This is a genomic window from Frankia sp. CcWB3 (assembly GCF_977927595.1).
Genome location: NZ_CDWRCK010000077.1, coordinates 1 through 16515, shown reverse-complemented (window position 1 = coordinate 16515; position 16515 = coordinate 1). Strand labels below are relative to the sequence as shown.

The following is a 16515-nucleotide window of genomic DNA, read 5'->3' as shown; positions in this document are numbered from 1 at the left end:
GGCCCGGGGGGGTCGGGCCGCCGGGCGGCCGGGGACCGTTCGCGGAGACCGTCGGCGGGCTCGGCACGGGAACGTCCCCGGTGGCCGCGAGTGCATCGGCCACCCCGCGCAGCAGGGCCAGGATGTCGGCCGATACGATCACCTTGCTGTGGTCCAGGCCGACGAGGAGGCCCACCAGCCGACCGTCCGCGCGGACCACCGGCATCGTGACATGACTGCGTATCCCGAGCTGGCGGTATTCGGCCGTGTCGGATCCGGCGTGCGTCGGGCCGAGACCGGACGCCGTGGCGGGCGTGCCGTCGAGCACGCGGGCGACCAGGCTGTCCCCCCGGGGGTAGTGCGTTCCCTCGTCGAGACCAGCGGAGGGACCTGTCACCCGGAGATAGCTCGCGGTCGTCGTCGATACCATGACGAAACAGGCCGTCTCCATCCGGTGAAGGGCGCTGGCGGCCCGCAGCGCGGCATCGACGGTGCTCCACGCCTGTTCTGAAGGTGCTGACGACACAGGCCGAACTCTCCCACAAACTTCACGGGCAGTGACGGACACCGTCCCACGAGCCGGCCGCGTGTGCAGTGGGAAGGTAAGAACTCCCGAGATGTCGTTGCTCTACGTATCCGTTATGCGGCAGAAGTGACCTTCTCTGTGACTTGGCGAAGGCTTGGGTTCGTCATCACAGTGCCATCGGGAAAGAGCACGGTCGGTACGGTCGCGTTCCCGTTGTTCGCATCGCGGACACGTTGCTCTGCTGTCGGGTCCTGCTCGATATCAACGGTCGTGTACTCGACGCCGGCATGGTCGAGTTGGCGCTTCAGCCGAACACAGTAGCCACACCAGGAAGTCGTGTAGATCGTGAGCACGAAAGGGCCTCCAAGCCGCTGGTGACACAACGGTTCATGTAACCCCACCGCGGCGCCGTCGGTTCCCGCCGCGCGGCGGGGACTACCGTATCGGATGATGTCCGGACCGCCTGCCCTCGCCGCCCAGGCCGCCCGTGTGCGGTCGGGCAACGATCTGCTCGCCGCGCTCGATCCCGAACAGCGGGTCGCGGCCGGAGCTCCGCTCGGACCGGTCTGCATCCTCGCCGGCGCCGGTACGGGTAAGACGCGCACCATCACCCATCGAGTCGCGCACATGGTCGCTCAGGGGGGGGTCGGGCCGGGTCAGATCCTGGCGGTGACCTTCACAGCCAGGGCCGCGGGAGAGCTGCGCGGCCGGTTGCGGGCCATGGGTGTTGATGGAGTGCAGGCCAGGACGTTCCATTCCGCGGCTCTCAAGCAACTGTTGTACTTCTGGCCGCCGGTCGCCGGGGTCGCGCTGCCCAGGGTGGAGAAGAGCAAGATCCCGTACGTGGTGCGGGCGGCCGCCCGCCTGCACCTGCGGCCGGACCGGGCCGAGCTGCGCGACCTCACCTCGGAGGTCGAGTGGGCGAAGGCGACGCTTGTGGGCCCGGCGGACTACGCCCGGATGGCGGCGGCGAGCGGGCGGGAGACCGTCACCCCCCCCGAGACGGTCGCCCGGCTCTACGCCGCGTACGAGGAGGTCAAGCGCGACGCCGGTGTGATCGACATGGAGGATCTGCTGCTGCTGACCGCGGCGATGATCGAGGAGCACAGCTGGGTCGCGGCCGAGGTCAGGGCCAGATACCGCCATTTCGTCGTTGACGAGTATCAGGATGTCAACGACCTGCAACAGCGTGTCCTCGACGCCTGGCTGGGGGAGCGCGACAGCCTCTGTGTCGTCGGGGACCCCCATCAGACGATCTATTCGTTCACCGGGGCGTCGCCCGAGCACCTGCTCGGGTTCCCGCGCCGGTTCCCGGACGCGGCCGTGGTGCGTCTGATCCGGGACTACCGGTCCACCCTCCAGGTGGTCGAACTCGCGAACACCCTGATGCGGGCGGCCCCGGCGGCCCGCCTCATCGCTGCCCGCCCGGAGGGTCCCGCCCCGGTGTGGCTGGAGTGCGACAGCGAGCCGGCGGAAGCCGCCGCGGTGGCGTCCCGGATCCGCCGGCTGCTCGACCAGGGCGTGCCGGCGAGTGAGATCGCCGTGCTGTATCGCACGAATGCCCAGTCCGAGGCGTATGAGGCGGCGATCGGCGGGGCCGGCATCGCTTACCTGCTCCGGGGCGGGGAGAAGTTCTTCGAGCGGAGCGAGGTCGTCGCAGCCATGCGGTTGCTGCGGGCCGCGGTGCGCTCTGCCGACACCGACCGCCCGGAGGGACTCACGGCCGTCGTCGCCGACATCCTCGCGGCGCTCGGCTGGCGGGCGGACCAGCCGACGGTGGGCTCGGGCGCCGAGCGGGAACAATGGGAGAACCTCGCCGCGCTGCACCGGCTGGCCGGCGATCTCGCCGCCCGTTCGCCCGAGGCCGACCTTGAGGCCTTCGTCGCCGAGCTCGGCGACCGCGCGACCCACGAGCATCAGCCGACGGTGCAGGGGGTGACCCTGTCGACCTTGCACACCGCCAAGGGCCTGGAATGGGATGCGGTGTTCCTCGTCGGGCTGACCGAGGGCACGCTTCCCCTCGTCCATGCCAGGACCGCCGAGCAGATCGCCGAGGAACGTCGCCTGCTCTACGTCGGGGTGACCAGGGCCCGCAGGCACCTTGTCCTGTCCTGGGCGCTGTCCCGGGCAGAGGGCGGCCGGCGGTCGCGGCGGCCGTCCCGGTTCCTCGACGATCTGCGCCCGATGCGCCGGGAGCCCGCGGCCGGCGTCCGCCACGGGGGGCGAGGCGAGGGCACGAGGCCCGTGGCTGGGGCGGAGGAGGCCAGCCCGGGTCGGTCCCGGAGCAGATCGGCGGTGCGGTGCCGGACGTGCGGCCGGTCGTTGACGGGTGTGCATGCGCGGGTCGGACGCTGCGAGGGCTGCCCCGGCGACGTCGACGCCGCGCTGTTCGAGCGCCTGCGGGCGTGGCGTTCGGCGCGGGCGAAGGAACAGGGGGCACCGGCCTTCGTCGTCTTCACCGACGCCACGCTGCAGGCGATCGCCGAGAGCCGGCCGAGCACGGTGGCCGAGCTCGTGCGGCTGCCCGGCATCGGACAGGCCAAACTCGACCGTTACGGGGAGGACGTACTCGCCCTCGTCTCGGGGCGCACGCCGCCGCCGGTCGGGTCGCCGCCGGTGGCGGAGTCATTGGAGCCCGGCACGCCGCCCGACGCTTCGTAACTGGAAGTGTCCGCGGCGCGACACAGAAAATATGTTGTGGTTCGCGCGGCGAGCTTCTACCGTTACCGAGGACGCCTGAAGCAGGCATGTGGAGTGACACCCGTCGGCACCCACGGACTCCGGCACCCACGGACTCCCGAGCCCACAGAGAAGGAGGTGATTTCGTCGTGTTCAGCATTGTGATGGACAGAGCTGTCGCCGAGATCACCCGTCCGTGGGAGAACCGGCACGGCGCGGCCTTCATGAATGCCGTCGTCGGTGCCGTCATTGGTGCGCTCGCCGACCGTGGTACGTCCGCCGCCGTCCTCACGGTCCAAGCCGATGATCTGTCGGCCCAGGAGTCCGCGTTCCCGAACCCGGCGGGGAGCGTGGCGTCGGCGTCCGGCTATGCACACCGTCACCTCACCTTCCGGGGATCCGCCCACGATCCGCTCCTGGACTAGCGCCGACTGGAGCCGAGTCCGAGGCCGCGGATCCCGATGGGGACCGCGGCCTTTGTCGTTTCGCTTCCTTCATCCCACCCGAAGACCAACCTGTCTCGGAGGTGACACCGGTGTTCGACCCCTCGGTCGTTTCCCGGATCGAGCGGGATCGTCTCGTCCTGCCCTGCTGGGACGTAGATCCTGACATGTTCTTCGCTGAGTCCCCGGCGGACGTGGAGACCGCCAAGGCCGTCTGCCGAACCTGCCCTATCCGGGCGGCGTGCCTGTCCGCCGCGCTCGACTGTGCCGAGCCCTGGGGAGTGTGGGGTGGCGAGCTGCTGGTGACCGGTAGCGTCGTCCCGCGCAAGCGGCCCCGCGGCCGTCCGCGCAAGGAGCGCAAGGAAGAAGAGGTCGCCGCCTGAGCCCTCCGTGCCACCCGTTGATCACATGGGGGCGGCGGTGGCATCGCCGCACCAGCACGGGCGGGACACCGGATCGTCGGTGTCCCGCCCACCGGTGTTGCCGCGCTTTTTCTTCCGGTGGTGCCCGCGGCCCCGGTACTGTTCCGGCGTGCCCAGCAGCGAGCGTGTCTACCCGGTGTCCACAGGTGCGGGTCCGGCCGGAGCGCCGGGACTGACCGCATCCGACGATCTTTCTCTGGCCGTTGCCGTCCTCACCAGTCCCGAGCTGGCCGCGATCGTGGATCTCGTGGCCTGGGTCGATTCCGGCTGGCTCTACGTGGCGAACGCGATCGGTTCGTCGCGGTTGCCGGTGGCCGATCCGGACGGTCCCCGGGAGCTCCGCTTCGGGCGTGACCCGCTCGGGTCGGAGGATCCGATGCACGGCGTGCCGCTCGCGGCGGCGCTCGCCGACCCGTCACCACCGAACGAGCGCAACTCCTACCCGTTCGCCGGACGGCGACTGCTGTCCGCCTTCGCCGATCCCAGCCGTTCACCCGATCTGATCGTCGTACACACCCCCCGGCACTACTGGCCCGACCGCGGCGGCCACCTGGGTGAGCACGGATCGTTGGATGCCGGCCAGTCCCGGGCTCCGCTGATCCTGTCCGGCGCGGGCGTGCGGGCCCGGGGCCCGCGGGCCGGCGCGGCGCGGGTCATCGACATCGGACCCACCCTCGCGGCCCTCGCCGGCGTGACCATGGCGGATGTGGAGGGGACGCCGCTCACCGATCTGGTGGGCCCAGGGGCCCGGTACGTCGTCGGCCTGCTCTGGGACGGGGCAAACAGCAATGACGTCCTGCACCTCGCGCACACCGGCGAGCTGCCGGGGGTCGCGCGTCTGCTCGCCACCGGGACGGCCCTGACCGGTGGCGCGATCGCCGAGTTCCCCAGCGTCACGTTGACCAACCACACCTCCGCGCTCACCGGAGTCGGGCCGGGCCGGCACGGCATCCTGCACAACGTGTACTTCGACCGGGCGACCGGCGAGCAGGTCATCGTCAACGACGTGCGGACCTGGCATTCCGCGTGCGATCAGCTTCGGGACGGGGTGGAGACGCTGTTCGAGGCCCTCGTGCGCGACCGGCCCGGGGCGACCAGCGCCTGCGTGAACGAACCGGTCGACCGGGGTGCGGACTACTCGACCTTCGGGCTCGTGCGGGCCGCCGGTAACCACGGCGGGGCCGGCGATATGGGGGACTACCTGCCTCCGGCCGACGGCGACCCGCACGCCACCGCCCACTGGGTAGGGGAGAGCGCCGACTATGCCTGGTCCACCCGGGTGGACGCGCTCGGCCTCGCGCAGGTCCAGCAGCTCTGGGCGGCGGACGCGGTGCCCCCGGACCTGATGTGGTGGAACACCACCATTACCGACACCGGGCATCACGGGGGCGGGCCCGTACTCCGAGCAGGCCCGCGCCGCGCTGCGGGACGCGGACGCCCGGTTGTGCGCCTTCCTCGACCTGCTCGCCGAGCGGGATCTGCTGGCCGAGACCGCGATCCTGCTGACCGCCGACCACGGTTCGGAGGCGGCGGATCCCACCTGCCAGGGCGGCTGGGGGGCTGCGCTGCGCGCCGCCGGGGTGCGTTTCCGGGACGAGGGATACGGTTTCCTGTATCTCGGCGTCGACATCGTTGACATCGTCGAGCAGCCGGGGGGCTGACCCGTCGGGCCAGGCCCGTCAATAAGCGTCGGTCACGGTTGCGGGGTCGGAGAAGACTCCTCGTCCGGTGCCCGGCGCGGGGCGGCCTTGCGGCCTGACCGGGGTCGAGCCGCGGTGGAGCGGTTCGCCGGGGTGGAAGGCCGGCTCGGTTCGGCCGGCTCGGCCTGCATGGGCAGCGCCGCGGGGGTGGTGGCCCGGTCGGCCGCCGCCGCAGTGTCGGCCGCCGACCTCCAGACCTCGTCCTGGACGAGGAGAGCGGGCAGGGGACGACCGGGCCGGTTGGCGTCCTCGGCCGCGCGGGCGGTCGCCGTCCCCGGTTCGGCGAACCCGGGTTGCCAGCGATCCATCTCGTCCCGGAAGCGGCCGGTGCTGCCCAGTTGGCACAGGATGCCGATCGCGCCGAGTGTCACCCGGTGGATGAGCAGGTACGACGGCGGCAGATTGAGCTGGCGACCGAGCTGTGCCGTCGCCGACCGCCAGTCTCCGAACCTGGCGGCCTCCTTGCGCAGCCAGCCTCGGGAGAAGGTGAACTCCTCCACCGCGATCGGCTCCAGCACCGGGGCCAGATAATCCAGCAGGTCCTCGGCTCGGATTTCGGCCGACGGCGGGATGAAGCCCTCACAGCGTAGTCCCTGCTCGACGGCGTCGGCGTCCCCGGCCAGGGTCTGTCGAGCCAGCCGGCCGATCGGCGCCGGCAGGCCGTCCGGCAGGCGGTTCACGGCACCGAAGTCCAGGACGCCGAGCCGCCCGTCGGACAGCAGACGGAAGTTGCCGGGATGCGGATCCGCGTGCAGCAGACCGGCGCGACCCGGGCAGGAATAGAGAAACCGCACGAGCAGCAGGCCGGCGGCGTCGCGCTGCTCCGGGGTACCGTCCGCGATGATGACGGACAGGGGGATTCCCTCGATCCACTCGCTCACGAGCACCCGGCCGGAACCGGCCAGCGGCCAGGGGATGACGACGTCCGGGTCGTCTGCGTACGCCTCGGCGAAGGCCCCCTGCCAGGCGGCCTCCAACCGATAGTCGAGCTCCTCGGCGATCCGGGCCTTGAGCTCCTCGACCAGCGGCTTGATGTCCAGCCCGGGAGTGACCGCGCCGAACAGCCGAGCGGCCCGGCCGAGCTGGGTGAGATCGGCGAGCAGAGCGGGACCCGCTCCCGGATACTGCACCTTTACCGCGACGGCCCGGCCGTCGGCCCAGACCGCCCGATGCACCTGGCCGATGCTGGCTGCCGCCGCCGGAACGTCGTCGAAGCTTGTGAACAGCGAGCGCCAGTCCGCTCCGAGCTCCTCGGCGAGCACGCGGTGCACCACCGCCGCCGGCAGCGGGGGCGCCGTCTCTTGCAGCCTGGTCAGCGCCGCCCGGTAGGGCCCGGCGACGTCGTCGGGAAGCACCGCCTCGAAGACGGACAGCGCCTGGCCCAGTTTCATGGCGCCACCCTTGAGCTCCCCGAGTACCCGGAAGATCTGCGCGGCGGTGCGCTGCTGGAGCTCGGAGGCGACGGCCTCGGCGGGGCGACCACCGATGCGTTTGCCGACGCCGAGGGTGGCTCGGCCGGCTATGCCGATGGGAAGCGTGGCCAGCTTGGCGGTGCGGACGACAGCCCGCCGTGGGATCTCGGACACCGCTCCATCGTGCCCTGTTCCGCGTCGTCACGGGTGCCGGCCAGGCGTAATGACTCCAGGACGCCAAATGGCTCCAGGACGTCGACGCGGCGACCGCCCGCGGAGTGGAACGGTCACGCAGGTGCCACTGGCGAAGAAGCGTCCGCCGACGCGGCCGCCGATCGAGCGGTGCGGCAGGGACAGTTGGGGTGGACCGGCCAGGTGCGTCGGCGGATCCGCCAGCCGGGAACGGTGAACTCCAGCGTGCCGTCGGCGGTCACCGGTAGGCCGGCGGTCACCGGTAGGACTGTGCGCGGGGGAGTCAATGCAACGAAGGTCTCATTGTTGCTGCTTGCTGTCGGTGGCAGGTAGGCCGAGTTGTCGGGATGTTGGCCAGGGGTGGGGCCCGTGACGCCGGATAGGTCGGATAGGGCGGGTGGAGGCGAGGCGGCGAGGTCCAGAAAGGCCAGGGCCTGCATGGCGGTGAGCGCGGCGACAAGACCCGCCAGGGTGATCTCGCAGGCGCCCGGCCCGGCGGCCGGGCGGTGGGCCATCTGCATGGCGAGCACCGGCCAGACCGGGTTCCGGGAGTACCGGTGGAGATGCTGGCAGTGCAGGCACGCGGTCACGGTCGGCACGACGAGCGGACCGACGATCCCCGTGGTCTCCCGCACCCCGGCCACGAGATGGGCGGTGCCCCGGCCTTCCAGGTCGAGGCACTCCCCAGGGTGGATCATCGGCAGACCGACCGGAGCCAGCACAATCAGGTCCGCGGCGAACCCGTCCTCGTCGGGCCGGCGGTGCCCGGCGGCCTGCCGGCTGGCCCGGGTCACCGCCGCGCCGGTGGCCAGGGACCGGGGACGCCCCACATCGTCGAGGCGCAGGCCGCCCGGGGAGACGTCGGCGGCGGTCGTCACCTCGGGATCGTCGATGACGACCCGGCCGATCCCGGCCGCGGCGAGCAGGGCCGCGACCTGAGCACCGACGCGACCGGCGCCGCGCACAAGAACACGCATCGCCCGGCGGGTGGCGAGGACCCGGCGCGCACCGGCCGGATCTTCTGATACCAGGGACAGCGCCGCCAGATCGGGCGACAGGCGGTCATGCTCGACCGCGGGCAGCGGTGCCGCACCGGGAGGCGCCGTGGCGTCGTCCAGCAGGCCGGCCTCGGCGAGCAGGTCGAGCAGGACCCGGCCGGCGGAAGTGCCATCGAGACGCAGCTGCTCCAGCGTGCGGCTGCCGTCGAGGGCGTCGAGCAGGGCGGCGTCTGACGGGGCCAGGTCGGCGAGGAGGACGGCGCGTGCGGTGTCGATGCCGAGCTGCAGGGTGGAGCTGTTGTGCCAGAGCCGGCGCAGGCCCGGCTTGAGGATCGGGCGCATGGATCCTCCGGGTGTTCCCGCCGGCCGGTCGAGGCCGGGGAATCGGACCAGGATGGGCCGGTCACGGCGACCGGCGGATCCTCAGCGTGGCACGTCCGACCGGCGAAGGGGGAACGCCCGTGGATCGCTGTGGACGTGCTGTGGACGAAACTGTGGATCACCCCGGTCCGCCCGGGTTACCTGTCCGGCTTGTCTGGTCCGTCGGATCCGCCATCGGCGGGTGGGGCGCCGCGGAGTTTCTCGATTTCGCCGATCGGGTCGTCGAGCGCGCTCGACGGCGCGCCGGACACGAACGCCTCCGGGGCGGCGAGATCTGCCGCGGTGGGCAGCAGATCGGGATGCGCCCACAGCGCGTCGCGACCCTCGTGACCCCGGGCGTCCCGTACCGCCTCCCACAGGGCGGCGGCCTCCCGCAGCTTGCGTGGCCGCAGGGAGAGACCGACCAGCGTGGCGAAGGTCTGCTCGCCCGGACCGCCTTCGGCGCGACGGCGCCGCACCATTTCGCGTAGTTTGCCCGCGGCCGGCAGATGACCGGCGGCCGCGGCGTCCGTTACATGATCGACCCAGCCCTCGATCAGCGCGAGGATCAGTTCGAGACGGGCGAGCGCGGCCTTCTGCTCGGGGGTGGTGGCGTCGCTGAACACGTCCTCGCCGAGCGCCTCCGACAGCCGTTCAGGATTCATCAACGCCGTCGGGTCGACCATCCGCATCACCCGTCCGACGGCCTCGGTGTCCACCGCGATGCCGCGGGCGTACTCCTCCACCGCGCCCAGGACGTGGGCGCGTAGCCAGGGGACGTGCGCGAACAGCCGGTTGGACGCGGCCTCCCGCAGCGCCAGGTAGATGCGTACCTCGTCCTCGGGGATCTCCAGGCCCTGACCGAAGGCGACGACACCCGCTGGGATCAGGGCTGCGGTTCCGACCGGTCCGAGCGGCAGCCCGACCTCGGTGGAGGAGACGACCTCGGCGGCCAAGGTGCCGATCGCCTGCCCCACCTGGGCGCCGAACAGCATCCCGCCGACCCGGTTCATCATCTGCATAATGGGGCCGCCGGTGGCCATCAGCCCGCTGAGGTTGAGCCCCGGGGGGAGCGCGCCGCGCAGCTCACTCGGCAGCTCGATCCCGCCGCCACCGAGTTGGTTCAGCCCGCTGGAGATCCCAGTGCGCATCGCCTCGACGACCTTCGTGGCGATCGGGTCGCAGAGGGTCTGCCAGACCGGCAGGGTCTTCTCGATCCACTCCTGCCGCGACCAGGCCTCGGCCGCCGTGGCTCCGGCCGGCAGCGAGGTCACCGCGTCGAGCCAGACGTCGGCGATCCGCATCGCCTCGCCCACCGGCTCCCGCTGGGCCGTGGACACCGCGGAGTCGGTGTCGCCGAGGAATCTGACGGCCACCTGGCGGGCCAGCTCCCAGTTGACCGGACCGCCATGCCAGGACAGCAGCCGTTCGAGCTCGGCAAAGAACGGGGCGCCGCCACCGAAGGGGGGTCGGGGCTCGTCGCCGCCGCCAGCGGGCGTGAAGCCGAACGGGAAGTTGCCACTCATCGGCCGTAGCCTCCTCGGGAGGCGGGCAGTCGCACGCACAGTTGGCACATGAACCCACGGTAATGCGTTTTCTGCCCAACGGGCGAAACGGCGCTGGCCCCGACCGTTACGGTCGTAGCTGTGGAACCGACGTGTTCTCTGGCGGGGCCCCGCCGACCGCTCCCGCGTCACCCGCGCCTCCTTCGTCACCTTCGCCGTCTCCGTCGTCCGCGCCGGACCCGGACCCGGACCCGGTCGCGCGGGTGACGCTCGCCGAGATCCGGGACGGCGCTCTGTCGGTGGACGAGTGCCTGGCTGCCGTGCGGTTCCCCGGTGTGGGGGGGATCGCCCTGTTCGTGGGCACTGTCCGGGACCAGGACCAGGGCCGCGGGGTGACCGACCTGACGTATCAGGCGCATCCCCGGGCCGGCACGGAGATCGCCCGGGTCGCCGGCGACGTCGCCGCGACCGCACCGGTGCTGGCCGTCGCGGTGGTTCACCGTACCGGTCACCTCGCTGTCGGGGACACCGCCGTGATCGTGGCGGTCGGCGCGGCCCACCGGGCGGAGGCTTTTGCCGCCTGTCGTCGTCTGATCGATGACATCAAGGAGCAGGTTCCCATTTGGAAACACCAGATTTTTGCGGATGGCGCGGCGGAATGGGTAAGCGCCTGCTGATCGGGGCACCCTACGATAGAAATAAGTCATCTTCTTGCCCGTCTCGACGTCGAGGCTCCCATGTGGTTCCTGTTGATCCCCCCCGTCGCCGTGCTCATAACTCTTGCGTGGGTCGCCCTACGCAGCCGTCCCGACCGCACCTCCGAAGCCATGATCACGATTGAGGGCTACCGGCGCAGTATGGCCGCGCTGGCCCGACCGATCCCCACCCAGCACGAGGTTCGTACCGTTACCGCCCTCGACGAACCCGGCCATCCCGGCCATCCCGGGCGGTCCGCCGCGGCCGGGGCACCGCCCTCCGAGAGACACACGGCGCCGCCGTCCGAGTCCACCTGATCGTCTCCGTCCGGCGGCCGGGGCATCTCACCGGCCGCCGGGCGGCGGTTCAGGACCGAGTGATCCTTCGAGTCCCTCGACCGTGCTTTTGATCTCGCTCTTTACTCCCCACTTCCCGGCCTTCCGCGCGGCCTTCCGGGACTCCGCCACGGCCTTCCGCCGCGCCTTTCGGGTCACCGAATGCCTTTCGGCACCGATCATCGCAACCCCGGGCCGTCGTGGCGAACCTCGGTTCCCGGACGCTGGGACGAGGGTTGTGAGCCCTGGTACATAGACTGTGAGCATGGTCCGGCGCACCCAGACCCTCGTGGTCGCGTCGGTACTGGCTTTGGTTCTCGTGGTCGCGGGGCTGTGGATGCCGGTACCGTTCGTCACCTTGGCCCCCGGGCCGGTCACCGACACTCTCGGCAGCGTCGACGGGACGTCCTTGATCACCGTGGAAGGCCGGCGGACCTATCCGACCGCCGGCAAGCTCGAGCTGACCACGGTCGAGGAGACGCCCCGGCTCAACCTCGTCACCGCGCTGCAGGACTGGTCCGACTCCGACCGGGCGGTGGTGCCCAGCGAGCTGATCCGGCCGCCCGGTTCGAGTCAGGAGCAGATCCAGCAGGAGAACGCGCAGGCGATGCTCGACTCGCAGGACCAGGCGACCGCGGCAGCGCTCGCGCAGCTCGGTATCGCGCCCACCGGCCGTTCGGTCGTGGTCGCCGGGGTCCCCGCGGGCTCCCCGGCCACCGGCAAGCTGACGCCGGGCGATGTGATCACGAAGGTCGGCGGGGTGGCCGTGGCCAACCAGGAGGAGCTGCGCCGGCAGGTCGGGAAGGTGACTCCGGGCCATCCCGTGACGGTCACCTATCAGCGCGACGGAAAGACGGCCACGGCCACCGTCACGACTCGGGCCGCCACCGACGACCCCGCTCGCGCCATGATCGGTGTCACCACGACGGAGAAGCGGACCTACCCGTTCACGGTTCGTATCCGTATCTCGGATGTCGGCGGGCCGAGTGCCGGGCTGATGTTCGCGATGGGCATCGTGGACCTTCTCACCCCCGGCGCGTTGACCGGGGGAAAGATCATCGCTGGCACCGGGACGATCACCTCCGCCGGTGAGGTGGGACCGATCGGCGGTATCCAGCAGAAGATCCTCGGGGCCAGGGTGTCCGGGGCATCGATCTTCCTGGTCCCCGCGGGGAACTGCGGCGACGCCCGCGCGATTGACTCCGGCGGTCCGCGCCTGGTGAAGGTTGAATCGCTGGCGGGCGCGCTGAAGGCCGTCGACGCCCTCCGGGCGAATCCGGCCGCGGCGGTGCCGTCCTGCTGAGCGCGCCCCAAGCGCGCCCCATCCGTGCCATGCGCCATCCGTGTGCGCCCGGTGCTGCTGTTGTGCCCGGTGGCGCCGGTGCCGGAAGGGGACGGGCGGCTGCCGTGCGCCGCCGCCCGCCGGGTCGACTCACTGGAAGGTCGCGAGCAGCCCGTCGACGAGGTTGTCGGCCAGATCCGGATCGATGACGAGTTCGTCGTCTCCGCGGACTCGCAGGCAGGACGCGTGCAGCCCGCTGCGGGTGACTCCGACGGCGAGGCGGACGTCCTGGCGTTCGGGATGGTTCGCCGCCCAGTACTCGATCTCGTGATCGGAGTACGGAGCCTCCTCCTCCGCGCTGGGCGGCAGGACGACAAGCTCGGTGACCAGCACGCACCCGAGCACCTCCGGCGGCCATCCGATCCCCGCCAGCACCTCGTCGAGCCGTCCCACCGGCAGCGGTTCCTGCTCGACCGGGGTCAGTGACCCAGGCGGGGAGTCGCCGATGTGGGGGGCCAGCGCGGGTTCTCGCGCCAGCAGGTCGGCGGTGTCGGCCAGCGCGTAGACCTGGCTGGGCTGATCCCACCCGGAATCGGCGACGTGCCGCTCGACCTCGAGTACGACGGAGGTCAACTCCGTGATGTTCGGGCTGTTCACCGACCCATCCTCTCCGATCTCCCCAGAGCCCTTGGCGTAGGTTGCCGTACTAGCGCGGTACGCGCCCCGAATCACCGACGCACGGAGGAACCTGTGGCAACCACCAGTCGCCGCCCGGTGCTGACCCGCACCAAGGTGCTCGTGCCGGTGCTGCTTGTCATCGTCCTCGCGATCACGATCATCGCCGTCTTCACTCAGCTATACACTGACCTGCTGTTCTACCGCTCGATCGACTTCAGCAGGGTGTTCACCACAGTCCTCTACACCCGGATTTTGCTGTTCGTCCTCTTCGGCGCGGTAATGGCGATCATCGTCGGAACCAACATCGTACTTGCGTACCGGCTACGGCCGCCGCTTCGGCCGTTGTCGACCGAGCAGCAGAACCTGGAACGTTACCGGTCGGCGATCGAGCCGTACATGCTGCTGATCCTGCTCGCGGTCACGACGCTGTTCGGCCTGGCCGCGGGCCTGTCCGCCGCCGGCCAGTGGCGGACGTGGCTGCTGTGGGTGAACGGCGAGTCTTTCGGGACCCCTGATCTGCAGTTTCACCGGGACATCAGCTATTACGCGTTCAGCTATCCCTTCCAGCGGTTCCTGCTCGGCTTCCTGCTGACCGCGGTGCTGCTGTCGTTGCTCGTCACCCTGCTGACCCACTACCTGTTCGGCGGAATCCGGATGCAGACCCCGGGGGAACGGGTGACCCCGGCGGCGAAGGCGCACATCTCGGTGCTGCTCGGGCTGCTCGCCCTGCTCAAGGCGTGGGCGTATTACCTCGACCGGTTCGGCTCGGTGTTCTCCTCGCGCGGGGTGGGGACCGGTGCGTCCTACACCGATGTACACGCCGTGCTGCCGGCGAAGCTGATCCTGCTGTTCATCTCGCTGGCCTGCGCGGTGCTGTTCATCTACAACATCTTCCAGCGGGGCTGGACGCTGCCGCTGCTCGGCGCGGGCATCCTCGTCCTGTCCTCGATGGTGATCGGCGGAATCTACCCGGCGATTGTCCAGCAGTTCCAGGTCCGGCCGAACGAGGCGACCCGCGAGGAGCCCTACATCGCGCGCAACATCGCGGCGACCCGGGCCGCCTACGGCATCCAGGACGTCGAGCCGCAGGACTATGCCGCCAGCACCGACGTCACCGCCCAGCAGGTCGCCGCCGACACCGGCACGGTCCCCAACATCCGCCTGCTCGACCCCAGCAAACTCTCCCGGACATTCCAGCAGCTCCAGCAGTTCCGCGGCTACTATGGTTTCCCGCCGACTCTCGACGTCGACCGGTACACCGTCATAGGGGCGGACAAGAAGCCGACGACCCAGGACTACGTGGTATCGGTGCGGGAGCTGAACCAGGCCGGGCTGGGAACGCAGCAGCGCAACTGGATCAACGAGCACCTGACCTATACCCACGGCAAGGGATTTGTCGCGGCGCCGTCGAACACCGTCGACGTGGGGCGCCCCGACTTCGATCACGGCGTGAGCGGTTTCCCGCAGGACGGTACCTTCGGTATCAAGGAGAATCGGGTCTACTTCGGGGAGATGTCGCCGTCGTATTCCATCGTCGGCACCAGGCAGATGGAGATCGACGGGCCGGGGCCGGGAGAAACCCAGGTCACCACGACCTACCAGGGCGACGGTGGGGTCTCGATCGGCTCGACCTTCCGTCGGGCGCTGTTCGCGCTGCGGTTCGGGGAGAAGAACATCCTGCTCTCCGGCGACATCACGAAGAACTCCCGGATCCTGTACGAGCGAAACCCGCGGGACCGGGTCAGCAAGGCAGCGCCCTGGCTCACCCTCGACGGAGACCCGTACCCGGCGATCGTCAACGGCCGGATCACCTGGATTCTCGATGGTTACACAACCTCTGACGGCTATCCCTACTCCGCCCGGCGCACTCTGGGTGACGTGACCGCCGACTCGGTGACCACCCAGAGCGGCAACCGCACCCGGCAGGCCTCGAACCAGGTCAACTACATCCGTAACTCGGTGAAGGCGACGGTGGACGCCTACAACGGCACCGTCACCCTCTACGCCTGGGATGAGTCCGACCCGGTGCTACGGACCTGGATGAGGGCGTTCCCGGACACGGTGAAGCCGAAGAGTGACATCCCACCGTCCCTCCGGGCACACCTGCGTTATCCGGAGGACCTGTTCAAGGTCCAGCGTGATCTGATCGGGCAGTACCACATCTCCAACCCGCGGGACTTCTACTCCCAGGAGGACTTCTGGGATGTGTCCGACTCGCCGGATGGAAGCGGGCAACCCCAGCCGCCGTTCTACGTCTACAGCCAGCTTCCCGGGCGCAAGGGCCCGTCCTACAACCTCACCTCACCGTTGATCTCCGCCCGGTCCTCGAAGCTCGCGGCGTACATGGCGGTGTCCAGTGACCCCGCCAACTACGGCCGGTTCACTCTGCTCAAACTGCCGGCGGGGAACACGATCAACGGTCCGGTCCAGGTGCAGAACGCCATCGAGGGCAACGGCGACGTGGCCAAACAGCTGTCACTATGGCGCAGCGGGGGAGCGACCACGATCGAGGGCAACCTGCTGACCCTGCCCGTGGCCGGCGGGCTGCTCTACGTCGAGCCCTACTACGTCCAGGCCAGGGGAAGCACCGGCTACCCGACCCTGCAGGGGGTCGCCACGGCCTTCGGCGACCGCATCGGTTTCGGTACCTCGCTGGGTGAGGCCTTGGAGAAGGTCTTCGGCGCCGGCGCCGGTGCCGCGGCGGCCGGGGCCGGAACCGGGGCCACGACCACGGACACCGGTCAGGACAGCACGCCGGCCCCCAGATCAGGGCAGGGCGGGACAGGCGTCCCGCCGCCGGGGCAGACCGCGCTGCAGGACGCCGTGGGCGACGCTGACCGCGCCTACCAGGCGGGGCAGGACGCCCTGGGCAAGAGCCCGCCGGACTTCACCGCCTACGGGAAGGCCCAGAGCGAGCTGGCTGATGCGCTGGGTCGCCTGCGTACTCTGTCGAGTCCGGCGGCGACGCCACCCGCTGCCACGGCATCATCCGGTGCATCGGTAGCCGCGTCACCGGTCCCCGCGTCACCGGCCGCCAAGCCGCCGGCTCCGTCCCCTTCGGCGACCGTGGCCGGCGGCGACGCTCCCGGTTCACCGGGGGCCCGGGCCGCCCCGGCACCCGGCTAGTCCCGAAAGTCCCACATTGGGGCCGCCATCGGTTTGACAGCTACCGATGGCGGCCCTGTATAGTGAAGACACACCGACGCGGGGTGGAGCAGCTCGGTAGCTCGCTGGGCTCATAACCCAGAGGTCACAGGTTCAAATCCTGTCCCCGCTACCAGTCGAAAGCACCCTCGGAATTTTTTTCC

Annotated in this window: 14 protein-coding genes, 1 tRNA gene and 1 pseudogene; 10 read left to right on the top strand and 6 right to left on the bottom strand. The window is 70.4% G+C overall.

Features of this window, described 5'->3' with window-relative positions:
• Together ACY5KJ_RS08480 and ACY5KJ_RS08475 are read right to left on the bottom strand one after the other, a co-directional pair.
• The coding region (locus ACY5KJ_RS08480) for a GAF domain-containing protein (RefSeq protein ID WP_462203123.1) at nt 1-505 on the bottom strand (505 nt) is incomplete at its 3' end.
• A 113-nt stretch (nt 506-618) separates the two neighbouring features.
• Nucleotides 619-858: a mycoredoxin gene (locus ACY5KJ_RS08475; RefSeq protein WP_462186491.1), complete on the bottom strand. Its 240-nt coding sequence runs from the start codon at nt 856-858 to the stop codon at nt 619-621.
• A gap of 94 nt (nt 859-952) precedes the next feature.
• Between ACY5KJ_RS08475 and ACY5KJ_RS08470 the strand changes: the two genes are divergently transcribed.
• The 5 genes and pseudogenes from ACY5KJ_RS08470 (at nt 953) to ACY5KJ_RS08450 (ending at nt 5710) form a co-directional block, all read left to right on the top strand.
• Nucleotides 953-3166, top strand: a complete 2214-nt coding sequence (locus tag ACY5KJ_RS08470) for an ATP-dependent DNA helicase UvrD2 (protein ID WP_462203122.1) — start codon at nt 953-955, stop codon at nt 3164-3166.
• A gap of 167 nt (nt 3167-3333) precedes the next feature.
• Entirely contained in the window at nt 3334-3609 is a 276-nt protein-coding gene (locus ACY5KJ_RS08465) for a hypothetical protein (RefSeq protein WP_462203121.1), read from the top strand.
• Nucleotides 3610-3719: 110 nt separating this feature from the next.
• Complete coding sequence (locus ACY5KJ_RS08460; RefSeq protein WP_462188348.1) at nt 3720-4010, top strand: WhiB family transcriptional regulator; 291 nt, start codon at nt 3720-3722, stop codon at nt 4008-4010.
• Between the two features lie 25 nt (nt 4011-4035).
• Nucleotides 4036-5385 (top strand): annotated as a pseudogene (locus ACY5KJ_RS08455) (alkaline phosphatase family protein); the annotation flags it as partial.
• A 106-nt stretch (nt 5386-5491) separates the two neighbouring features.
• Complete coding sequence (locus tag ACY5KJ_RS08450; protein WP_462203120.1) at nt 5492-5710, top strand: hypothetical protein; 219 nt, start codon at nt 5492-5494, stop codon at nt 5708-5710.
• A gap of 32 nt (nt 5711-5742) precedes the next feature.
• Here ACY5KJ_RS08450 and ACY5KJ_RS08445 read toward each other — a convergent pair whose 3' ends face one another.
• The 3 genes from ACY5KJ_RS08445 to ACY5KJ_RS08435 all read right to left on the bottom strand — a co-directional run bounded on the left by ACY5KJ_RS08445 (nt 5743) and on the right by ACY5KJ_RS08435 (nt 10237).
• The gene (locus tag ACY5KJ_RS08445; RefSeq protein WP_462203119.1) at nt 5743-7335 is read right to left on the bottom strand and encodes an ABC1 kinase family protein; all 1593 of its coding nucleotides are present in this window, start codon (nt 7333-7335) and stop codon (nt 5743-5745) included.
• Nucleotides 7336-7448: 113 nt separating this feature from the next.
• A complete protein-coding gene (locus ACY5KJ_RS08440; protein ID WP_462203118.1) occupies nt 7449-8693 on the bottom strand; it encodes a ThiF family adenylyltransferase in 1245 nt (414 codons plus the stop codon).
• 176 nt (nt 8694-8869) lie between these two features.
• The gene (locus tag ACY5KJ_RS08435; RefSeq protein WP_462188352.1) at nt 8870-10237 is read right to left on the bottom strand and encodes a zinc-dependent metalloprotease; all 1368 of its coding nucleotides are present in this window, start codon (nt 10235-10237) and stop codon (nt 8870-8872) included.
• A 242-nt stretch (nt 10238-10479) separates the two neighbouring features.
• Here ACY5KJ_RS08435 and ACY5KJ_RS08430 point away from each other — a divergent pair, with 242 nt between their 5' ends.
• From ACY5KJ_RS08430 to ACY5KJ_RS08420, 3 genes are all read left to right on the top strand, one after another.
• Entirely contained in the window at nt 10480-10893 is a 414-nt protein-coding gene (locus tag ACY5KJ_RS08430; protein ID WP_462188353.1) for a molybdenum cofactor biosynthesis protein MoaE, read from the top strand.
• Nucleotides 10894-10953: 60 nt separating this feature from the next.
• Complete coding sequence (locus ACY5KJ_RS08425; RefSeq protein WP_462188354.1) at nt 10954-11229, top strand: hypothetical protein; 276 nt, start codon at nt 10954-10956, stop codon at nt 11227-11229.
• A gap of 283 nt (nt 11230-11512) precedes the next feature.
• Nucleotides 11513-12550 (top strand): YlbL family protein, encoded by a 1038-nt coding sequence (locus ACY5KJ_RS08420; RefSeq protein WP_462188355.1) that lies wholly within the window; start codon nt 11513-11515, stop codon nt 12548-12550.
• Nucleotides 12551-12679: 129 nt separating this feature from the next.
• Here ACY5KJ_RS08420 and ACY5KJ_RS08415 read toward each other — a convergent pair whose 3' ends face one another.
• Nucleotides 12680-13186, bottom strand: coding sequence for a PPA1309 family protein (locus ACY5KJ_RS08415; protein WP_011438157.1), 507 nt, complete (start codon nt 13184-13186; stop codon nt 12680-12682).
• 93 nt (nt 13187-13279) lie between these two features.
• Between ACY5KJ_RS08415 and ACY5KJ_RS08410 the strand changes: the two genes are divergently transcribed.
• On the top strand, nt 13280-16333 hold the full coding sequence (locus ACY5KJ_RS08410) for a UPF0182 family membrane protein (protein WP_462203117.1): 3054 nt from the start codon (nt 13280-13282) through the stop codon (nt 16331-16333).
• Nucleotides 16334-16410: 77 nt separating this feature from the next.
• Nucleotides 16411-16487: transfer RNA gene (locus ACY5KJ_RS08405), tRNA-Met, on the top strand.
• Nucleotides 16488-16515: the final 28 nt, after the last annotated feature.

Excerpts from the sequence above, each read along its gene's own strand:
- ACY5KJ_RS08435 (WP_462188352.1), bottom strand. The coding sequence starts at position 10,237 with ATGAGTGGCAACTTCCCGTTCGGCTTCACGCCCGCTGGCGGCGGCGAC.
- ACY5KJ_RS08420 (WP_462188355.1), top strand. The coding sequence starts at position 11,513 with ATGGTCCGGCGCACCCAGACCCTCGTGGTCGCGTCGGTACTGGCTTTG.
- ACY5KJ_RS08425 (WP_462188354.1), top strand. The coding sequence starts at position 10,954 with ATGTGGTTCCTGTTGATCCCCCCCGTCGCCGTGCTCATAACTCTTGCG.
- ACY5KJ_RS08470 (WP_462203122.1), top strand. The coding sequence starts at position 953 with ATGATGTCCGGACCGCCTGCCCTCGCCGCCCAGGCCGCCCGTGTGCGG.
- ACY5KJ_RS08440 (WP_462203118.1), bottom strand. The coding sequence starts at position 8,693 with ATGCGCCCGATCCTCAAGCCGGGCCTGCGCCGGCTCTGGCACAACAGC.